13 protein-coding genes are annotated in these 16448 nt (G+C 67.0%); 5 read left to right on the top strand and 8 right to left on the bottom strand.

Going from position 1 to position 16448, the window contains the following annotated elements; genetic code table 11:
• Positions 1-110: 110 nt before the first annotated feature.
• The 3 genes from PST29_RS18315 to PST29_RS18305 all read right to left on the bottom strand — a co-directional run bounded on the left by PST29_RS18315 (position 111) and on the right by PST29_RS18305 (position 3816).
• Positions 111-1514, bottom strand: coding sequence for an amino acid permease (locus PST29_RS18315; RefSeq protein WP_060843979.1), 1404 nt, complete (start codon positions 1512-1514; stop codon positions 111-113).
• A gap of 156 nt (positions 1515-1670) precedes the next feature.
• The gene (locus PST29_RS18310) at positions 1671-2732 is read right to left on the bottom strand and encodes an ornithine cyclodeaminase (protein ID WP_060839938.1); all 1062 of its coding nucleotides are present in this window, start codon (positions 2730-2732) and stop codon (positions 1671-1673) included.
• Between the two features lie 55 nt (positions 2733-2787).
• Positions 2788-3816: a histone deacetylase family protein gene (locus tag PST29_RS18305; protein ID WP_173664415.1), complete on the bottom strand. Its 1029-nt coding sequence runs from the start codon at positions 3814-3816 to the stop codon at positions 2788-2790.
• A 124-nt stretch (positions 3817-3940) separates the two neighbouring features.
• Between PST29_RS18305 and PST29_RS18300 the strand changes: the two genes are divergently transcribed.
• Positions 3941-4438 (top strand): Lrp/AsnC family transcriptional regulator, encoded by a 498-nt coding sequence (locus PST29_RS18300; protein ID WP_060843977.1) that lies wholly within the window; start codon positions 3941-3943, stop codon positions 4436-4438.
• 45 nt (positions 4439-4483) lie between these two features.
• Here PST29_RS18300 and PST29_RS18295 read toward each other — a convergent pair whose 3' ends face one another.
• Positions 4484-5437 (bottom strand): SDR family oxidoreductase, encoded by a 954-nt coding sequence (locus PST29_RS18295; RefSeq protein WP_060843976.1) that lies wholly within the window; start codon positions 5435-5437, stop codon positions 4484-4486.
• Between the two features lie 92 nt (positions 5438-5529).
• Here PST29_RS18295 and PST29_RS18290 point away from each other — a divergent pair, with 92 nt between their 5' ends.
• The 3 genes from PST29_RS18290 (at position 5530) to PST29_RS18280 (ending at position 7606) form a co-directional block, all read left to right on the top strand.
• Positions 5530-6435: a LysR family transcriptional regulator gene (locus PST29_RS18290; RefSeq protein WP_060843975.1), complete on the top strand. Its 906-nt coding sequence runs from the start codon at positions 5530-5532 to the stop codon at positions 6433-6435.
• An 87-nt stretch (positions 6436-6522) separates the two neighbouring features.
• A complete protein-coding gene (locus PST29_RS18285) occupies positions 6523-7071 on the top strand; it encodes a dihydrofolate reductase family protein (RefSeq protein ID WP_060843974.1) in 549 nt (182 codons plus the stop codon).
• Positions 7064-7606 (top strand): TetR/AcrR family transcriptional regulator, encoded by a 543-nt coding sequence (locus tag PST29_RS18280; protein WP_060839930.1) that lies wholly within the window; start codon positions 7064-7066, stop codon positions 7604-7606. Before PST29_RS18285 ends, PST29_RS18280 begins: the two co-directional genes overlap by 8 nt.
• Positions 7607-7613: 7 nt before the next feature.
• Here PST29_RS18280 and PST29_RS18275 read toward each other — a convergent pair whose 3' ends face one another.
• Positions 7614-8396, bottom strand: a complete 783-nt coding sequence (locus tag PST29_RS18275; RefSeq protein ID WP_060843973.1) for an ATP-grasp domain-containing protein — start codon at positions 8394-8396, stop codon at positions 7614-7616.
• Positions 8397-8636: 240 nt separating this feature from the next.
• Here PST29_RS18275 and PST29_RS18270 point away from each other — a divergent pair, with 240 nt between their 5' ends.
• On the top strand, positions 8637-10256 hold the full coding sequence (locus tag PST29_RS18270) for a serine hydrolase domain-containing protein (RefSeq protein WP_060843972.1): 1620 nt from the start codon (positions 8637-8639) through the stop codon (positions 10254-10256).
• Between the two features lie 168 nt (positions 10257-10424).
• Here PST29_RS18270 and PST29_RS18265 read toward each other — a convergent pair whose 3' ends face one another.
• From PST29_RS18265 to PST29_RS18255, 3 genes are read right to left on the bottom strand one after another with little or no spacing between them, the layout of a single operon-like run.
• The gene (locus PST29_RS18265) at positions 10425-13502 is read right to left on the bottom strand and encodes an efflux RND transporter permease subunit (RefSeq protein ID WP_060839928.1); all 3078 of its coding nucleotides are present in this window, start codon (positions 13500-13502) and stop codon (positions 10425-10427) included.
• A gap of 9 nt (positions 13503-13511) precedes the next feature.
• Positions 13512-14708, bottom strand: coding sequence for an efflux RND transporter periplasmic adaptor subunit (locus tag PST29_RS18260; protein WP_060843971.1), 1197 nt, complete (start codon positions 14706-14708; stop codon positions 13512-13514).
• Between the two features lie 12 nt (positions 14709-14720).
• The gene (locus PST29_RS18255) at positions 14721-16448 is read right to left on the bottom strand and encodes an efflux transporter outer membrane subunit (protein WP_060843970.1); all 1728 of its coding nucleotides are present in this window, start codon (positions 16446-16448) and stop codon (positions 14721-14723) included.

The following is a 16448-nucleotide window of genomic DNA, read 5'->3' as shown; positions in this document are numbered from 1 at the left end:
TGTGTCATTCATTTGGCGCCATCAATGCGCCTTTGCAGCAGGGCGCGGCGCTTGATCTTGATGGCGAACAGGTAGCACCGTTCCTTGGTGCTAGCGGGTGCCGGTTGAGGTCATGAGCGCGCGGGGATCAACCTGCGTTTGCCGCGCCAACCCAGTTGATAGGCGATGCCCAGCCAGATAAACCACGCCGGCATCACGCACAGTGCCAGGCGGGTGTCCGGGCGCAGGGCCAGCAGGCCGAGGACGAACAGCAGGAAGGCCAGGGCGAACCAGGCCATGGGCACGCCGCCGGGCATCTTGTAGCTCGAGCGGGCGTGCAGTTCGGGGTGCTTGCGACGGTAGGCGATGTAGGACGCCAGGATGGTCGACCAGGTGAAGATCACCAGGATCGCCGACACCGTGGAAACGATGGTGAAGGCGGTCATCACCTCGGGCACGATGTACAGCAGCAGGACCCCCAGCAGCATCAGCAGGCAGGTGAAGGCCAGGCTGGTCACCGGCACGCTGTGCCGCGACAGGTGCTTGAACAGTCGCGGCGCGTTGCCCTGGTCGGACAGGCCGAAGAGCATGCGGCTGGCGGAGAACACGCCGCTGTTGGCCGAGGAGGCTGCCGAGGTCAGGACCACGAAGTTGACGATGCCCGCCGCCGCGGGAAAGCCGGCGATCAGGAACAGTTCGACGAAGGGGCTCTTGTTCGGCGACACCTGCTGCCAGGAGGTCACGGCGATGATGCAGGCCAGGGCCAGCACGTAGAACAGGATGATGCGCAGGGGGATGGCGTTGATCGCCCTGGGCAGGGTGCGCTCCGGGTCGCGGGTTTCCGCGGCGGCGGTGCCGATCAGTTCGGTGCCGGCGAAGGAGAAGATCGCCATCTGGAAACCGGCGAAGAAGCCCATCAGGCCGTTGGGCAGGGCCGCTTGCCGGTCCAGCAGGTGGCTCAGCGAAGCGCTCACGCCGGACGGCGAGACAAAGGCCGTGGCGATCAGTACCAGGCTCACGCTGATCAGGGTGACCACGGCGATGATCTTGATGATGGCGAACCAGAACTCCACCTCGCCGAACAGCTTCACCGTGAGCACGTTGAGGGCGAACAGGGTCAGCAGCATGACGATGGCGGGGATCCAGGCCGCGACGCCGGGGAACCAGTACTGGAAGAAGCCGCCCACCACCACCGCGTCGCCCACCACCGCCACACTCCAGCTCAGCCAATAGGACCAGCCGAGAAAAAAGGCCGCCCGCGGCCCCAGGTAGGCGCCGGCAAAATCGGCGAAGCTCTTGAACTTCAGGTTCGACAGCAGCAGCTCGCCCATGGCGCGCATCACCAGGAACACGAACAGGCCGATGATCATGTAGATCAGGATGATCGAGGTGCCGGACATGGCGATGATCTTGCCCGAGCCCATGAACAGCCCGGTGCCGATGGCACCACCCATGGCCATGAGCTGGATATGACGGTTGTGCAGGGTGCGCTGCAGCGCCGGACGCTCGGCGGCGCCCAAGGTATCTGGAGTCATCTCAAAACCTCTTGATTTTATAGTTGTCGAGTTTTGGCAGTGAAAGGTGCTGGGGACTGCGCGCTGTGGTTGTAGGTCGGGGTGGCGCAGCCGGTTCGGAGCGGGCCGCTGAACCGGGGCACGCGGCGCTGGCCCGGTTCAGCGATCCCGGTGCTTTCAGCCGCTGGCCAACCGGCGCGGGGCGCCGGCAGCGGCTGTGGGGCACTGCTCGATCAGTTGGAACAGGTCCTTGATGTTGGTCGGGGTGGGCACCAGCTGGATCTGCTCGCCGATGCCATGCTCGCGTGCCAGGTCATGCAGGTAGCGCAGGGAGGCGAAGTCTTCCAGGGCAAAGCCCACCGAATCGAACACCGTGACCTGTTCGGCCTGCTCGCGGCCCGGCTCCAGGCCCTGGGCGATGCGGAAGTATTCGGTCACCGCAAAGTCCGCCGGCAGTTGCTGGATGTCGCCCTCGATACGGGTCTGCGGCTCGAACTCGACGATCACCCGGGCATGCCGCAGGATCTCGGCGTGCAGTTCGGTCTTGCCCGGGCAATCGCCGCCCACGGCGTTGAGGTGCATGCCGGGTTCGATCAGCTCCGGAGTGAGGATGGTGGCGTAGGCCTTGTCCGCGGTCACCGTGGTGACGATATCGGCACCCTTGACCGCCTCGGCCACGGAACCGGCGATGTGCACCTTGAGGCCCGGCCAGGCTTGCAGGTTGTGCTGCAGCTTGCGCGAGGCGGCCGGGTCGATGTCGAAGATCCGCAGCTCGTCGATGCCGAGCATGTCGTGGAAGGCGATGGCCTGGAACTCGCTCTGGGCACCGTTGCCGATCAGTGCCATGACTCGGCTGTCCGCGCGGGCCAGGGACTGCGCCACCAGGGCCGAGGTGGCGGCGGTGCGCACTGCGGTGGTCAGGGTCAGTTCACTGAGCAGCACCGGGTAGCCGCTGTCGACGTCGGCCAGCACGCCGAAGGCCATCACGGTCAGCAACTGCCTCGCCGGGTTGCCGGGGTGGCCGTTGACGTACTTGAAGGCGTACTGCCGGCCATCGTCGGCGGGCATCAGTTCGATCACCCCGGTGGCTGAATGGTTGGCGGTGCGCGGGGACTTTTCAAAGGCCTGCCAGCGTCGATAGTCGGCCTGGATGTAGCCGGCCATCTCCCGGATCGCCCGGGCGATGCCCAGGCGCGCATACAGGGCCGCGGCGTGATCCACATCGATGAACAAGGTCATGGTGTTTTCCCTTTCGGTCAGTAGGTTGAGGGCTGTCTGGAGAAGCCCGGACGCACTAGCGGTTGGCGTGGCCGTGCAGCACGTTGACGGCGTTGATGCCGATCTCGTCGACCATGTAGCCGCCCTCCATGACGAACAGCGTCGGCGTGCCCACGCTGGCGATGACCTGGCCCATGTCCAGGAAGTCCTCGCTCTCCAGGAGGAAGTGGCTGATGGGGTCGTCCTTGAAGGTGTCCACCCCCAGCGACACCACCAGCAGCTCCGGGCTGAAGGCGCGCAGCCGGGCACAGGCTTGCACCAGGGCTTCGCGGTAGCGCTGCCAGGTGGTGCCCCGGGGCAGGGGAATGTTCAGGTTGCAGTCTTCGCCGGCACCGCTGCCGCGCTCCGAGGCGAACCCGGAAAAGTAGGGATAGGACACCGCCGGATCACCGTGCAGCGAGACGAACAGCACGTCGCCGCGGTCGTAGAAAATGTTCTGCGTGCCATTGCCGTGGTGAAAGTCCACGTCCAGCACCGCCACCCGCCCGGCGCCCCGGGTGATGGCCTGCTGCGCGGCAATCGCGGCGTTGTTCAGGTAGCAGTAGCCGCCCATGTATTCCCGCGCGGCGTGGTGGCCTGGCGGGCGGCACAGGGCGAAGGCGCTGTCCTGGCCTTCGTCGATCAGCGCCAGGCCGGTGAGGGCGATATCGGCACTGGTGCGTGCCGCGTCCCAGGTGCTGGCGGTGATCGGCGAGCCGGCGTCCATGGCGAAGAAACCCAGCTTGCCGTCGATGAACTCCGGCACCTGCTGGTTGGCCAGGTCGCGCACCGGCCAGACCAGGGGCAGGGCGTCGTGGCGGCGGCCGGTGGCGGTCCACTGGTGCCAGGCGTTTTCCAGAAAGGCCACGTAGCGTTCGCTGTGGGCGGCGACGTAGCAGGCGCGGTTGAAGGCGCGAGGCCCGATGATCTCGCCAAGCCCCACGTGCCTGACCCGGTCACGCACCGTATCGGCCCGGCTGGGCTGCTCGAACGAGGGCTTGAGCACCCCGTCCTTCAATTCGGTGCCGTGGTGCAGGCGGTGGGATTCGCTGAAGACGGTAAGCATGCTGAAGGCATCCATTGTTGTTGTCCGGTGCAAATAGTTTGTTCCGGCATGGCGGCGATTTCTTTGCTTTGTCTTCGGATGAAACTAGAATTTTGGGTAATATTTTCCCTGTGAGTGGCTGATAGTGAAAAAAACGCCCAAACGCGTCGCCCTCGACGACACCGACCTGGCGATCCTCGCCCTCTTGCAGCAGGACGCGAGCATCTCCAATGCCGAGCTTAGCGAGCGCCTGTCCCTGAGCCTTACCCCCTGCTGGCGCCGGCGCAAGCGCATGGAAGAGGAGGGGGTGATCAAGGACTATCAGGCCAACCTCGACCGGCGCCTGCTGGGGCTGGACATCCTGGCGTTCGTCCATGTGCGTTTCACCACCCACTCAGACCAGACCCCGGACGATTTCGAGAAGGTGATCATGCGTCTGCCCGAGGTCCAGGCCTGCCACAAGATCACCGGCGATGCCGACTACCTGCTGCAAGTGCTGGCCCAGGACCTGGACAGCTACAGCGACTTTGTCGAACACGTGCTCAGGCGCCAGCCGGGCATCGCCTCGATCCAGTCGAGCCTGGCGCTGCGCGAGGTCAAGGCCACCAGCCGCCTGGCGATTGCGGCGCCGGCGGCGCGCTGAGCAGGCGTGGCTGCCAGCGCTTGGCCGATGGAGCCTGGCGCGTACTCAGGGCTGTTGCGAGGCCCGCGCCTGGGCCAATGTGCGGCGTACTCCCTCGGCATAGGAGGTCTTGGGCAGCGGTCCTATCAGGCGTTGCAGGGCCGAGTCGTCGAGGATCAGCGGCGAGCTGAGCAGGTAGTGCATTTCCACCATCTCTCGCAGCAAGGGGTCGAACAGTCCCAGCAGGCGCAGCAGGGTCTTGCCGATCACCCGTTGCTTGAAGGGCACGGCGCCATGTTGGCGGATCAGCTCCAGCAGTTGGCGCTGGCTGGTGACCCCGGCGCCGCCCAGGTGCCAGGTCTTGCCGAAGGCGTCGGGCTGCTCGATCAAGCGGCAGACCACCGGGCCGACGTCGGGCACGAAGACGAATTCGTGAGGGCGATCGAGGGGGCCCACCAGGTTCGCTGTACCGCCCCGGACGGCAGCCTGGAACGCGCCGTGCAACAGGCTTTTATCGACCCCCGGGCCGTAGAAGTCCGGCAGGCGCAGCACCGTGGCCTGGATTTTCCCCTCGGCATGGGCCTGCCACAGCACCTGTTCCTGGGCCAGGCGCATGCGCCCCTTGTAGCTGTTGGGCCGGCGCGGGTGATCTTCGGTCACGGGATTGCTCTGGGCCGGACCGTAGGGATAGACGGTGCCGATCAGCAGGATCTTGCGCACCCCGGCGGCGATTGCCCCGTCCAGGGTCTTGCGCATCAGTTGCGGGTGCAGTTCGAACTGCCAGTAGTTGACCCCCACCAGATAGATCAGGGTGTCGATACCGGCGGCTGCGGCTTCGATGCTGGCGCTCTGCTCGGGGTTCCAGGTTACGCATTCGGCCAGCGGGTCGGCGCCGAACGCCTGTTGCAGGCTGGCCGCATCGCGGCCCACCACCCGATAGGCCTGTCCCTGACTGCGCAGGCTGCTGGCGATACTTTGACCGATGGCGCCGACGGCACCCAACAGGGCAATTTTTGGCATGGCGAGGTTCCTTTTGGTTGACGAGTGCTTGCAGGGTGCAAAATCCTCGGCTAAATGAAAATTGCCTGTTCCTTGATGGTCTCTATAAAAAAATGCATACCCAGACAGACAACACCCCCCACTGGGATTGGTACCGCAGCTTTCTCGCGGTGCTGGAAACCGGTTCGCTTTCCGCTGCCGGCCGCGCCATGGGCCTGACCCAGCCCACGGTCGGCCGGCATATCGACCAGCTTGAGGCCACCCTGGGCCTGAAGCTGTTCATCCGCTCCTTCGACGGTTACGCCGCCACCGAAGCGGCGCTGGAACTCAAGCCCTACCTGCTGCAGCTGGCGACGGGGGAGGCGGCCTTGCGCCGGGTGGCCAGCAGTCACGGGCAGGGCGTGCAGGGCTGTGTGCGGATCTCGGCCAGCGAAGTCATAGGCGTCGAGGTGTTGCCACCGATGCTCGCCCGCTTGCGCCAGCAGCATCCCCAACTGGTGGTCGAGCTGGTGCTGTCCAACCGTGCCGACGACTTGCTGCAGCGCGAGGCGGACATCGCAGTGCGGATGTTTCGCCCGACCCAGGAAGCGTTGCTGGTGCGCCGTGTCGGGGATATCGAACTGGGCCTGCATGCCCATCGCGATTATCTGGCGCGTGAGGGCACGCCGCAGACGCAGGAGCAGCTGGACGGCCATGCGCTGATCGGCTTCGACCGGGAAAGCGCCTTTATCCGACGCATGCAACAGCAGTACCCGCTGCTGTCCCGCGGTCGTTTTGCCCTGCGCAGCGACAGCGATCTGGCGCAACTGGCGGCCCTGCGCGCCGGGTTCGGCATTGGTGTCTGCCAGGTCCGGCTGGCCAGCTCCGACCCGCAGCTGGTGCGTGTCCTGGCCGCGGAGTTCGCACCGCGCCTGGAAACCTGGGTGGCCATGCACGAAGACCTGCGGGACAGCCCGCGTTGCGCGGTGACCTTTGCCGCGCTGGTGCAGGGGCTGGCGGCCTACGCCGAAGGCGGTTGACGGCCGCGAGCTTGAGAAGGGTTGTCAGGCGGTCCCGCCGGCGGTTTATCATACGCTGTATGTTTAAGCCCTCAGGAGGCAACGCCCATGGCATTCGGCAAGGTATTCATCGCCACTTCGGTGGACGGTTTCATCGCTCGCGACAATGGCGCCATCGACTGGCTGCCCAGCGGCGAATCCGGCGAGGACTATGGCTACGCGGCGTTCATGGACGGGGTGGACGGGATCGTCATGGGCCGCGCCACCTACGACAGCGTGCTGGGTTTCACCCCCTGGCCGTTCGCCAAGCCGGTGGTGGTGCTCAGCCGCACCCTTGGCCAGCAGGACGTGCCCCAGCGCCTGGAGGGCCGGGTGCGCATCAGTGCCGTGCAGCCTGTGGAACTGGTCGCGCAGTTGCGGGCCGAGGGCTGGAAGAGCGCCTATATCGATGGCGGCACACTGATCCAAGCCTTTCTCCAGGCCGGCCTGATCGATGAAATGACCCTGACCCGGGTACCGCTGCTGATCGGCAGTGGCCGGCCGCTGTTCGGCGCCCTGGCGCAGGACCTGCGCCTGAGCTGCATCGACTCCCGGCGCTATCCCGACGGGCTGGTCAGCACTCGCTACCGGGTCGAAGGCGAGGTCGCCCATGACTGAGCGCCCCAAGCGCAGCGGCCGCCCCGCGGCGGGTCGCGAGCTGAGCCTGGAACAGGTCCTCGACGTCGGTCTGGAATTGCTGGAGGAACTGGGCCCCCAGGGCTTCGGTGGCCGGGCCCTGGCGCGGCAACTGGGGATTACCCCGATGTCGGTGGCCTACCACGTTGGCGACCAGCACAACCTGATGCGCCTGCTGGTGGAGCGGGTGCACGCAGAGCCCTTGCCCGAGCCGGCAGCGTCGTTGCCGCCGGGACAACGGATCCAGGCGCTGCTGGGCGCCTACATGGCCCGGGTCCGGCGCCACCCGGCGCTGACCTTGTGCATCCTCGGTGATCCGCGATTGTTCGGCGGCTCCCTGGCGGCCTTCAGCCAGCGCCTGCGCGAGGAAGTGCGCGCCTTCGACACCGACCCGGTGCTGTTCGACCTGCTGGTGGACTACAGCCACGGCCATGCCCTGGCGCTGGCCCTGGCCGGGGAGGCCGGGGCGGAACTGGACGGAGCCTTCGAGGCGGGGCTGCGGCGCTTGCTGCGCTGAGTGGCATTTAGCGGGCCGCGCCGAGCATTGCGGCGAACTGCTGCGCCGACCATTCCTTGCGGTCCGATACCTGACCGTCGCCCACTTCCACCAGGCGCAACACACCGTCGGCCCGTAGCACCACATCCACCGAGAAAAACCGGCTGTCGATCAGTGCCGCGCACTCGTGCACCAGGGCCGGCACTTCAGCGCTGGCGCCGTAGGCCTGGCCGTTGAGGACGAAATAGCGGCGCTCGGTGTCCTCCAGGTACTCCTCGCGGCGCCTGACGCAGATTCCGCCCTCGACCTGACCGCGGTACTGGCGCATGCGCTCGATCAGCGGCGCAATGTCCTCGGCGCAGTCCACCAGGCTGCCGCTGCCGGTGTTCAGCGACTTGACGTAGTCCTTGATGAAGTACCCCGGCCAGTCGAGGTCGGCCAGGGCCAGGGTGAAGTCGGCGTCGGCGTCCAGCACCCGGGTTTCGCAGGTGTAGCGGGCCAGTTGCGGATACCACTGCGGCAGGTGGTGGCAGTGCTGGTAGGCGGCGACGCTAGTGAAGGCGACGGCGCCCAGCTGCTGCAACTGTTTGACCAGCGAGCCGTAGCCTTCGGGCGTCAGCATCCAGCCGCGGTAGAGCACCGGGGTTGCCGGCGCAATGGCTGGTCGTGGCCGGAAACGGCCGCTTTCGAAGTCTTCGAAGCAAAACAGCGAGGCACTCAGCCCGGCGGCCAGCACGGCTTGATATTCGTCGAGGTACTGCTCGTCCGGGCGTTTCGGATCGAACGGGTCGCTGGGGTAGAGAAGGTGCATGGCGGGTCCTGGAAGTGAGCCTTCTGCGGGGCTCAAGAAGCGTCGATGGAGCCCATTGGGCCGGCCGATGATAACCGGGTTTTTGCGGCAGATCCGACCGCTCCGGGCGCGTTTTACATCCCTGCACGTTTGTTCACAGAAAATCACCGCTGCGCCACAGATTGCAACGCAGGCGCTGGGGATACTGGCGCCTGCTCCGCCGGAGCACCCCGGGCCCGACGCGACTGAAGGACGAACGACATGCGCGCACTGCTGACCTGCTTGCTGATCTCGACCCTGGGGGCCTTGCCCCTGGCCCATGCCGGCGTGCCCCCGGCGTTCCACAAGGTGTTCGAGGATATTGCGGCCGACCAGCCCGGTTGCGCCGCCGGGGTGATGCGTGGCGGCAAGCTGATCTGGAGCGCGGGCTACGGCCGCGCCAACCTGGCAACCGGCGCGCCGATCCAGGCCGACACCCTGTTCAACCTGGCCTCGGTGTCCAAGCAGTTCACCGGCTTCGCGATCCTCCAGCTCGAGGCCCAGGGGCGCCTCAGCCTGGATGACCCGATCCGGCGTTTTCTGCCCGAACTGCCGGCCTATGCCCAGGGCATCAGGATCCGCCATCTGCTGCACCACACTTCAGGGTTGCAGGACTACATGCTGCTGGCCGAGCTGGCGGGGATCCCCCTGACCCAGCGCTTCACCCAGCAACAGGCGCTGGACCTGCTGGTGCGCCAGGACAGTTTGATGTTCCCGCCCGGTAGCGAATTCAGCTACAGCAACAGCGGCTACCTGCTGCTGTCGAGCATCGTCGAGCGGGTCAGCGGCCAGCCGCTGAAGCACTACGCTCGGGCGAACATCTTCCTGCCCCTGGGCATGGAGCGCTCCAGCATCGTCGACCAGTACCCGGTGCAGTTGCCGAACCTGGCGCAGGGCCATGAACTGGACGAGCAGGGCAAGGCCCTGGTGGCGGTGGAGGCGCGCTGGGAACAGACCGGCGACGGCCAGGTGCACAGCACTGTGGCGGACCTCATGCTGTGGCTGCGCAACCTGTCCACCGGGCGGGTCGCCGGTCCGGCATTGGTGCAGCAGATGCGCCAGACCGCGCCCTTCAACGACGGTGACCCGGGCCACTACGGCGCAGGCCTGGTCAACCGCAGCTACCGCGGCCTGCAGGAGCTGTCCCACAGCGGCAGCTGGGCCGGTTTCAGCACCGACGTGGCCTGGTATCCCACGCTGGATGTCGCCACGGCGGTCTTGTGCAACCTGGAGGACGGCCAGGCGTCGGAGCGCGCTCATCGGTTGCTGGACACCTTGCTGGGCTCGCCCGGCGCTCCCGCGCCGGGTGATATTCCAGTGCCGCCGCCCAGCATCAGGGCGGTGCCCAAGGCTGCCCTGGACACCCTGGTGGCCGGCCTCTACCTGGATGCGTCGGGTCATCAACTCCAGCTGCAACGCAGCGGCCAGGAGTGGGCCCTGGAGAGCTTCCCCGATGTCCTGCCGCTGCTCCGCCGCAGCGACCGGGTGCTGGCGGCAGACAACGACGGCGCGCCGATCTACCTGGCGGCGGCTGGGCCAGGGCGGATCGTGGCCAACAACCCGGCTTCGAGCTATGCCCTGGCCCCGGCCTGGAAGCCGGCGGACATCCGCCCCTACGTCGGCCTCTATGCCCTGACAACCAGCCCCGGGCAGCTCAAGGTCTATGCCCGGCAAGGCAAGCTCTACGTGCGTATCGGCCCGCACACCTACCCGATGCAGCCGCTGACCGCGGAGCGCTTCAGCGCCGGGGAACTAGGGGTGCTCAGCTTTGCCGAGCAAGGGGCGGTGCTGACCAGCAGCCTGGCGCGCAATCTGCGCTTCGGCAGGGTCCGCCAGGAGTAGCACCATGCCTGGCGCGGCGGCGCCCGGAAGCGCTGGCCGCTTTGCTCAACGTGGCGCAGGTCCTGGAGCTGACAACAGGCCTCTTGTTCTTTTGTCGAACCCGCCAGGCTTGGCACCTTTACGTGGCCCGGGAGCGCGGAAAAGGCTGCAGCAACTTCGGCAGCCGGCTCAGGCCCGGTGTGCAACGTCCTCGCCGGTCACTGGGCCAGGTGCCGTATGGGCGACCGCAGAGTGGGTGGTGCCGATGAACAGGTACATGGCCGGCACCATGAACAGGGTCAGCAGGGTGCCGATGGACAGCCCGGCGAAGATCACCAGGCCCATGTCGTGGCGGCCCGCGGCGCCGGCGCCGGAAGCCCAGACCAGCGGCACCACCCCCAGGACCATGGCCGCGGTGGTCATCAGGATCGGTCGCAGGCGCACCGCCGCCGCCTCTTCGATGGCCTCGCGCTTGCTGTAGCCGGCCAGTTGCAACTGGTTGGCGAACTGCACGATGAGGATGCCGTGCTTGGTGATCAGCCCCAGCAGGGTCACCAGGCCGACCTGGGTGTACACGTTGATCGAGGCAAAGCCCATGGTGATGAAGGCCAGGGCGCCGAACAGCGCCGGCGGCACCGAGAACAGGATCACCACCGGGTCGCGGTAGCTCTCGAACTGGAACGCCAGGGCCAGGTAGACGATCAGGATCGAGAACAGCAGCAAGCCGACGAAGCCTCCGGATTCCTGGATGAACTGCCGCGATTCGCCGGCGTAGTCGCTGGAGTAGCCCGCAGGCGCCACCTGTTCCAGGATGCCCTTGAGCTTGGCCAGCAGCTCGCCCTGGGACAGGCCGCTGACGCCGGACAGGGTGGCCGAGTTGAGTTGCTGGAAGTGGTTGATCGACTCCGGTTCCGTGGACGTCTCGATATGGGCCACGGTGCTGGCCGGGATCATGCTCCCCGATGGGGTGCGGATGTAGTAGTCGAGGATCTGCTGCGGGTTCAGGCGGTCCACCTGCAGCACCTGGGGGATCACCCGGTAGGAGCGCCCGGCGGTGGAGAAGTAGTTCACGTAGTTGCCCCCCAGGGCCGCCGACAGTGCCGCGCCGACGTCGGCCTGGGTCATGCCCAGGGCGGCGATCTTTTCCCGGTCCACCACCAGTTTGGCCTGGGGCTTGTCGAGCTTGAGGTCCAGGTCGGAGAACCAGAACAGCTGCTGCTTGGTGGCTTCGGCCAGCACCGCCTGGGCCACTTCGTTGAGGTTTTCCACCGACTCGGTGGTGGTGATCACGAACTGCACCGGCAGGCCCTGGGCCCCCGGCAGTGACGGCAGGGGGAAGGCGGCGATGGCGGCGCCGGGCACCTGGTTCCATTTCTGCTGCAGGTCGAGGATCAGCTGCGCCTGGGTGCGGCTGCGGTCTTCCCAGGACTTGAGCAACACCCCGCCCAGTCCCTGGTTCAGCGACGGCAGCCCGGTGAGCTGGAACATCTGCAGGTACTCGGGCTCCTTGTTGGCGATCTGGAACGCCTGGTCGGCAATCCGCTCCATCTGCTGCGGCGAAGCGGTGGGCGCGCCCTTGATCTGCATGAACACCAGGCCCTGGTCCTCGGTGGGCGACAGCTCGCTCTTGGCGGTCATGCCGCTGGCGGCCACCAGCAGGAACAGCAGGAAGCCGAAGGTCACCAGCACCGGCCAGATGTTCAGCCCGGCGGCCAGCACCCGGTGATAGTGCCCCCGCAACCAGTCGAAGCCGCGATCCAGGCGCTGGGCGAAGCGGCCTTCTTCCTGGCCGTTCTTGAACAATCGCGAGGTCATCATCGGCGACAGGGTCAGGGCGATCACCGCCGACACCGTCACCGCGCCGGCCAGGGAAAAACAGAACTCCTTGAACAGCGCCCCGGTCAGGCCGCTGCGCAGGCCGATGGGCACGTAGGCGGCGATCAGCACCACGGTCATGGCGACGATCGGGCCGCCCAGCTCCCGGGCCGCCAGCAGCGCGGCCTCCAGCGCCCCCTTGCCTTCCTCCTTGATGTGCCGGTCGACGTTCTCCACCACGATGATCGCGTCGTCGACCACCAGGCCGATGGCCAGCACCAGGGCCAGCAGGGTCAGCAGGTTGATGGAGTAGCCCAGCAGGTACATGACGAAGAAGGTGCCCACCAGCGACAGCGGGATCGCCACCAGGGGCACGATCACCGCGCGGAACGAACCGAGGAACAGGTAGATCACCACCGAGACAATGACCATGGCTTCCACCAGGGTCTTGACCACCTCGTAGATCGAGGTGTTGATGAACGCCGTGGAGTCGTAGACGATCTCGCCGCGCACCCCGGCGGGCAATTGCGATTGCAGGTCGGGAAAGGCTTTGCGCACGTTCTCGGCGACATTGAGGATGTTGGCCGTCGGCGCCGCCTTGATGCCGATGAACACCGAACGCTTGCCGGAGAAGGCCACGCTGCTGTCGTAGCTTTCGGCCCCCAGGGTGACGGTGCCCAGGTCTTCCAGGTACACCAGGGCGTCGCCGTTGTGCTTGACCACCAGGCGCTTGAATTCGTCCACCGTGTGCAGGTCGGTGCCGGCGGTGAGGTCCACGGTGATCATCTGGCCCTTGGTCGAGCCCACGGCGGACAGGTAGTTGTTGTTGGCCAGGGCGCTGGCCACGTCCTGGGCGGTGACGTTGTGGGCCGCCAGCTTGTCGGGATCGAGCCAGGCGCGCAGGGCGAACTGGCGGCCGCCGAGAATCTCCGCAGTCTGTACGCCTTCCAGGGAGTCGAGCTTGGGCTTGACCACCCGCACCAGGTAATCGGTGATGTTGTTGGTGGCCAGGGTGTCGCTGTAGAACCCCAGGTACATGGCATCGGTGGTCTGGCCCACCGCCACCGTCAGCACCGGCTCCTGGGCCTGGGCCGGCAGCTGGTTCTTCACCGAGTTGACCTGGGTGTTGATCTCGGTCAGCGCCTTGCTCGAGTCATAGTTCAGGCGCAGGGTCGCGGTGATGGTGGACAGCCCGGTGATGCTGGTGGAGGACAGGTAGTCGATGCCCTGGGCCTGGGCGATGGCCGCTTCCAGGGGCTGGGTGATGAAACCGGCCACCGTCGCCGCATCCGCGCCGTAGTAGTAGGTGCTGATGGTCACCACGGTGTTTTCCGTGCGCGGCCACTGGTTGACCGGCAACTCGAAGATCGAGCGCAGACCCAGGATCAGGATGAACAGCGAGACCACCACGGCCCAGACCGGGCGCTTGATGAAGGTGTCGGTGAAATTCATGGCCGGGCCCTAGTGTTCTTGTGGCGTCGGGGAGGGATCGTTCAAGGGCGCGTCGCGGTCGACGATCTTCACCGGCGAACCGTTCTTGAGCTTCATCTGGCCGCTGGTGATCACCAGGTCGCCTTCCTTGACGCCGGACAGCACCGCCACCTGGTCGCCCCGGGTCGGGCCGGTTTCGATAAAGGTCTGCTGCGCGGTGAACAGCGCCTCGCCTTGCTCGTTGTTCTTCTGGGTGGCGACGAACACCGTGGTGCCGTAAGGGTTGTAGGTGACCGAGGTCTGGGGCAGGGTCAGGTAGCGCTGGGTGCCGCCGGAGGCGACCACGGCCCGGGCGAACATGCCCGGCACCAGGCTGTGCCGGGGGTTGTCGACGGTGGCCTCCACCGTGACGTTGCGGGTATTGGCATCGAACTGGGTGTCGATGGAACTGACCCGACCGCTGAAGCGCTGCTTGGGCAGGCCGTCGGCGCTGACCGTGACGCTCTGGCCCAGAGCGATCTGCTGCACCTGGGTCTGGGGTACGTTGAAGTCGATGTAGATGGGGTCGAAGGTCTGCAGGTTGGCGATCTTGTCTCCGGGGTTGAGGTACTGCCCGAGGTTGATCCCGGTGATCCCGATACGGCCGGCGAAGGGCGCGCGGATGCTCTTTTTCGCCACCAGCGCGCGTTGCTGCTCGGCGGCCGCGAGCTTGGCCTTGAGGTCCGCCTCGTCGGCTTCGACCTGGGCCTGGGACACCGCATTCACCGCCAACTGTGCCCGGTCGCGCTTGAGCACCGTGGCGGCCAGATTGGCCGTGGCCTCCAGCGCGCGCAACTGGGCGATGTCGGCGTCGGCATTCAATTGCACCAGCAGGTCGCCCGCCGCCACCTCCTGGCCGGGTTTGAAGCCGATGCTGCGAATGATGCCGCCGACCTCGGTGGTGACGTCCACCCCGCGCACGGTCTTCATCGAACCGACGGCCGAGAGGCTCGGTTGCCAGTCTTCGTACTGCGCCTTGAGCGCGGTCACCACGGCGGGAGGCAGGGGCACCTTGGCCTGGGCGATCAGCTTGGAAATCTGCATGAACTTGACCCCGCCGATCACCGCGACAATCAGCAGCACCCCACCCAGCATGATCAGCATGGGCCACAGCAGGCGGCGCTTGCGCGGCGTCTGCGGGGCCGCGGCGGGGTGCGCGGTGGAGGGGCTGGAATTGACGTCGGCCATGGCGGATCTCACTTAGGGCAAGGGTGCAGGTCGGGTGGGGGCCGCCGGCGCGGGCGCCGCGGGCGCGACTTGAGCGTGGTCGCGGTCGTGCCCAGGGGCCGGCGGATACATCTCCTTGAGCGACGGCCAGCCGAAACGGTCGGGGCTGCCGAGGCTGGCGGGATCGACATCGCGGCGTTGCCACCAGCCGCCACCCAGGGCCTGGAACAGCGCGGCGGTGTCGCTGTAGCGGGCGGCCTGGGCCCGGACCCGGCTGACAATCGCGTTCTGGTAGGTCTGCTGCGCGGTGAGCAGGTTCAGGTAGCCCACGGCGCCCAGGCGGTACTGGGCCTGGGCCAGGTCCAGGCTCTGGCGCGCGGCGCTCTCGGCGGTCACTTGCTGCTTGAGGGCCTCGGCGTCGGCTTCCAGGGCGCGCAGGGCATTGGCCACATCTTCGAAGGCGGCGATCACCGTGCTGCGATAGCGCGCGGCGGCCTCATCGTAGGCGGCCACCGCGGCGCGCTTGCGATGCTCCAGGGCGCCGGCGTCGAAGATCGGCTGGGCGATCGAACCGGCCAGGCTCCAGACCCCGGTGCCCGAGGAAAACAGCCGGGTGCCGGCCAGCGCCGTGGAGCCCAGGGAACCGGTGATGCTGAACTGCGGCAGCTGATTGGCGATGGCCACGCCGATACTGGCGCTGGCCTGATGCAACTGGGCCTCGGCGGCACGCACGTCGGGGCGCTGCTCGACCAGGGCCGAGGGCAGACTCAGGGGCAGTTCCTGGGGCAGGTGCAGGGACGCCAGCTGGAACTGCTCGCCGCGGTCCTGGCTGGGCAGGCGGCCGAGGTAGGCCTGCAACTGGTTGCGGGTTTGCGCCAATTGCTTCTGCAGCGCTGGCAGGGTGGCGCGGGTCTGGGCCAGGGTCGCTTCCTGGGTCAGCAGGTCGCTGTCGCCGATGGCCCCGAGCCGGCGTTGCGCCCGCAGCAGGTCGAGCTGATCGCTCTGCAGGCCGATCACGGTTTCGGTGGCGGCGATCTGGTCGCGCACCGAGGCCAGGCTGATGGCGCTGTTCACCAGGTTGGCGGTCAGGGTCAGGTAGGCGGCTTCAAGCTGGTAGCGCTGGTAGTCCACCTGAGCGCCGCTGGCCTCGATCTGCCGACGGTTGCCGCCAAACACGTCCGGCGCGTAGGACACCGTCAACGACGCCGAGTTGAGGGTGAAGATCTGCCCTGGCGAGCCACCGGCCGCCGCCGCGCCGCCGGTGCCCAGGGCGCTGGCGGCGGAGGCTTTTTCCCGGGTTTTCGACGCCGAGGCGCTGAGGGACGGGAACAGCGAAGCCTGCTCGGCATACAACTGCTCATTGGCCTGGCGCAGGGCGGCCTGGGCGGCGCTCAGATCCGGGTTGGCCCGCAGCGCTTCCTCCACCAGGGCATTGAGCTCCCGGGAGCGAAACAGCGTCCACCATTGCCCGGGGATGTCCATGCCGGCCACCCAGCGCTGCGCCGCGCCACCGCTGGCGATCTGCGCCGAGGCGGTGGTGGCGGGCAGGGGCGTGGCGCTGTAGCCGGCGTCTGCCGCGAGTTCGGGGCGAGTGAAGTCCGGCCCCACCGCGCAGCCGGCCAGCCAGGCGTAGCAGATCAGGCTCAAGGGCCGCAGGGCGAAGGCGAACAGAGCAGGGTGTCGGGCGGGTTCTCGACCGGCGCGGCCGTTGCACGGTCGCCGGCCGCCGGGGGATGGGGGCGGCAGCTGTCGCTCTTTCAT

The organism is Pseudomonas sp. St29, from assembly GCF_001547915.1.
Classification (GTDB): domain Bacteria; phylum Pseudomonadota; class Gammaproteobacteria; order Pseudomonadales; family Pseudomonadaceae; genus Aquipseudomonas.
The sequence above is the reverse complement of the archived record's forward strand: the minus strand, read 5'-3'. Positions and strand labels throughout refer to the sequence as shown.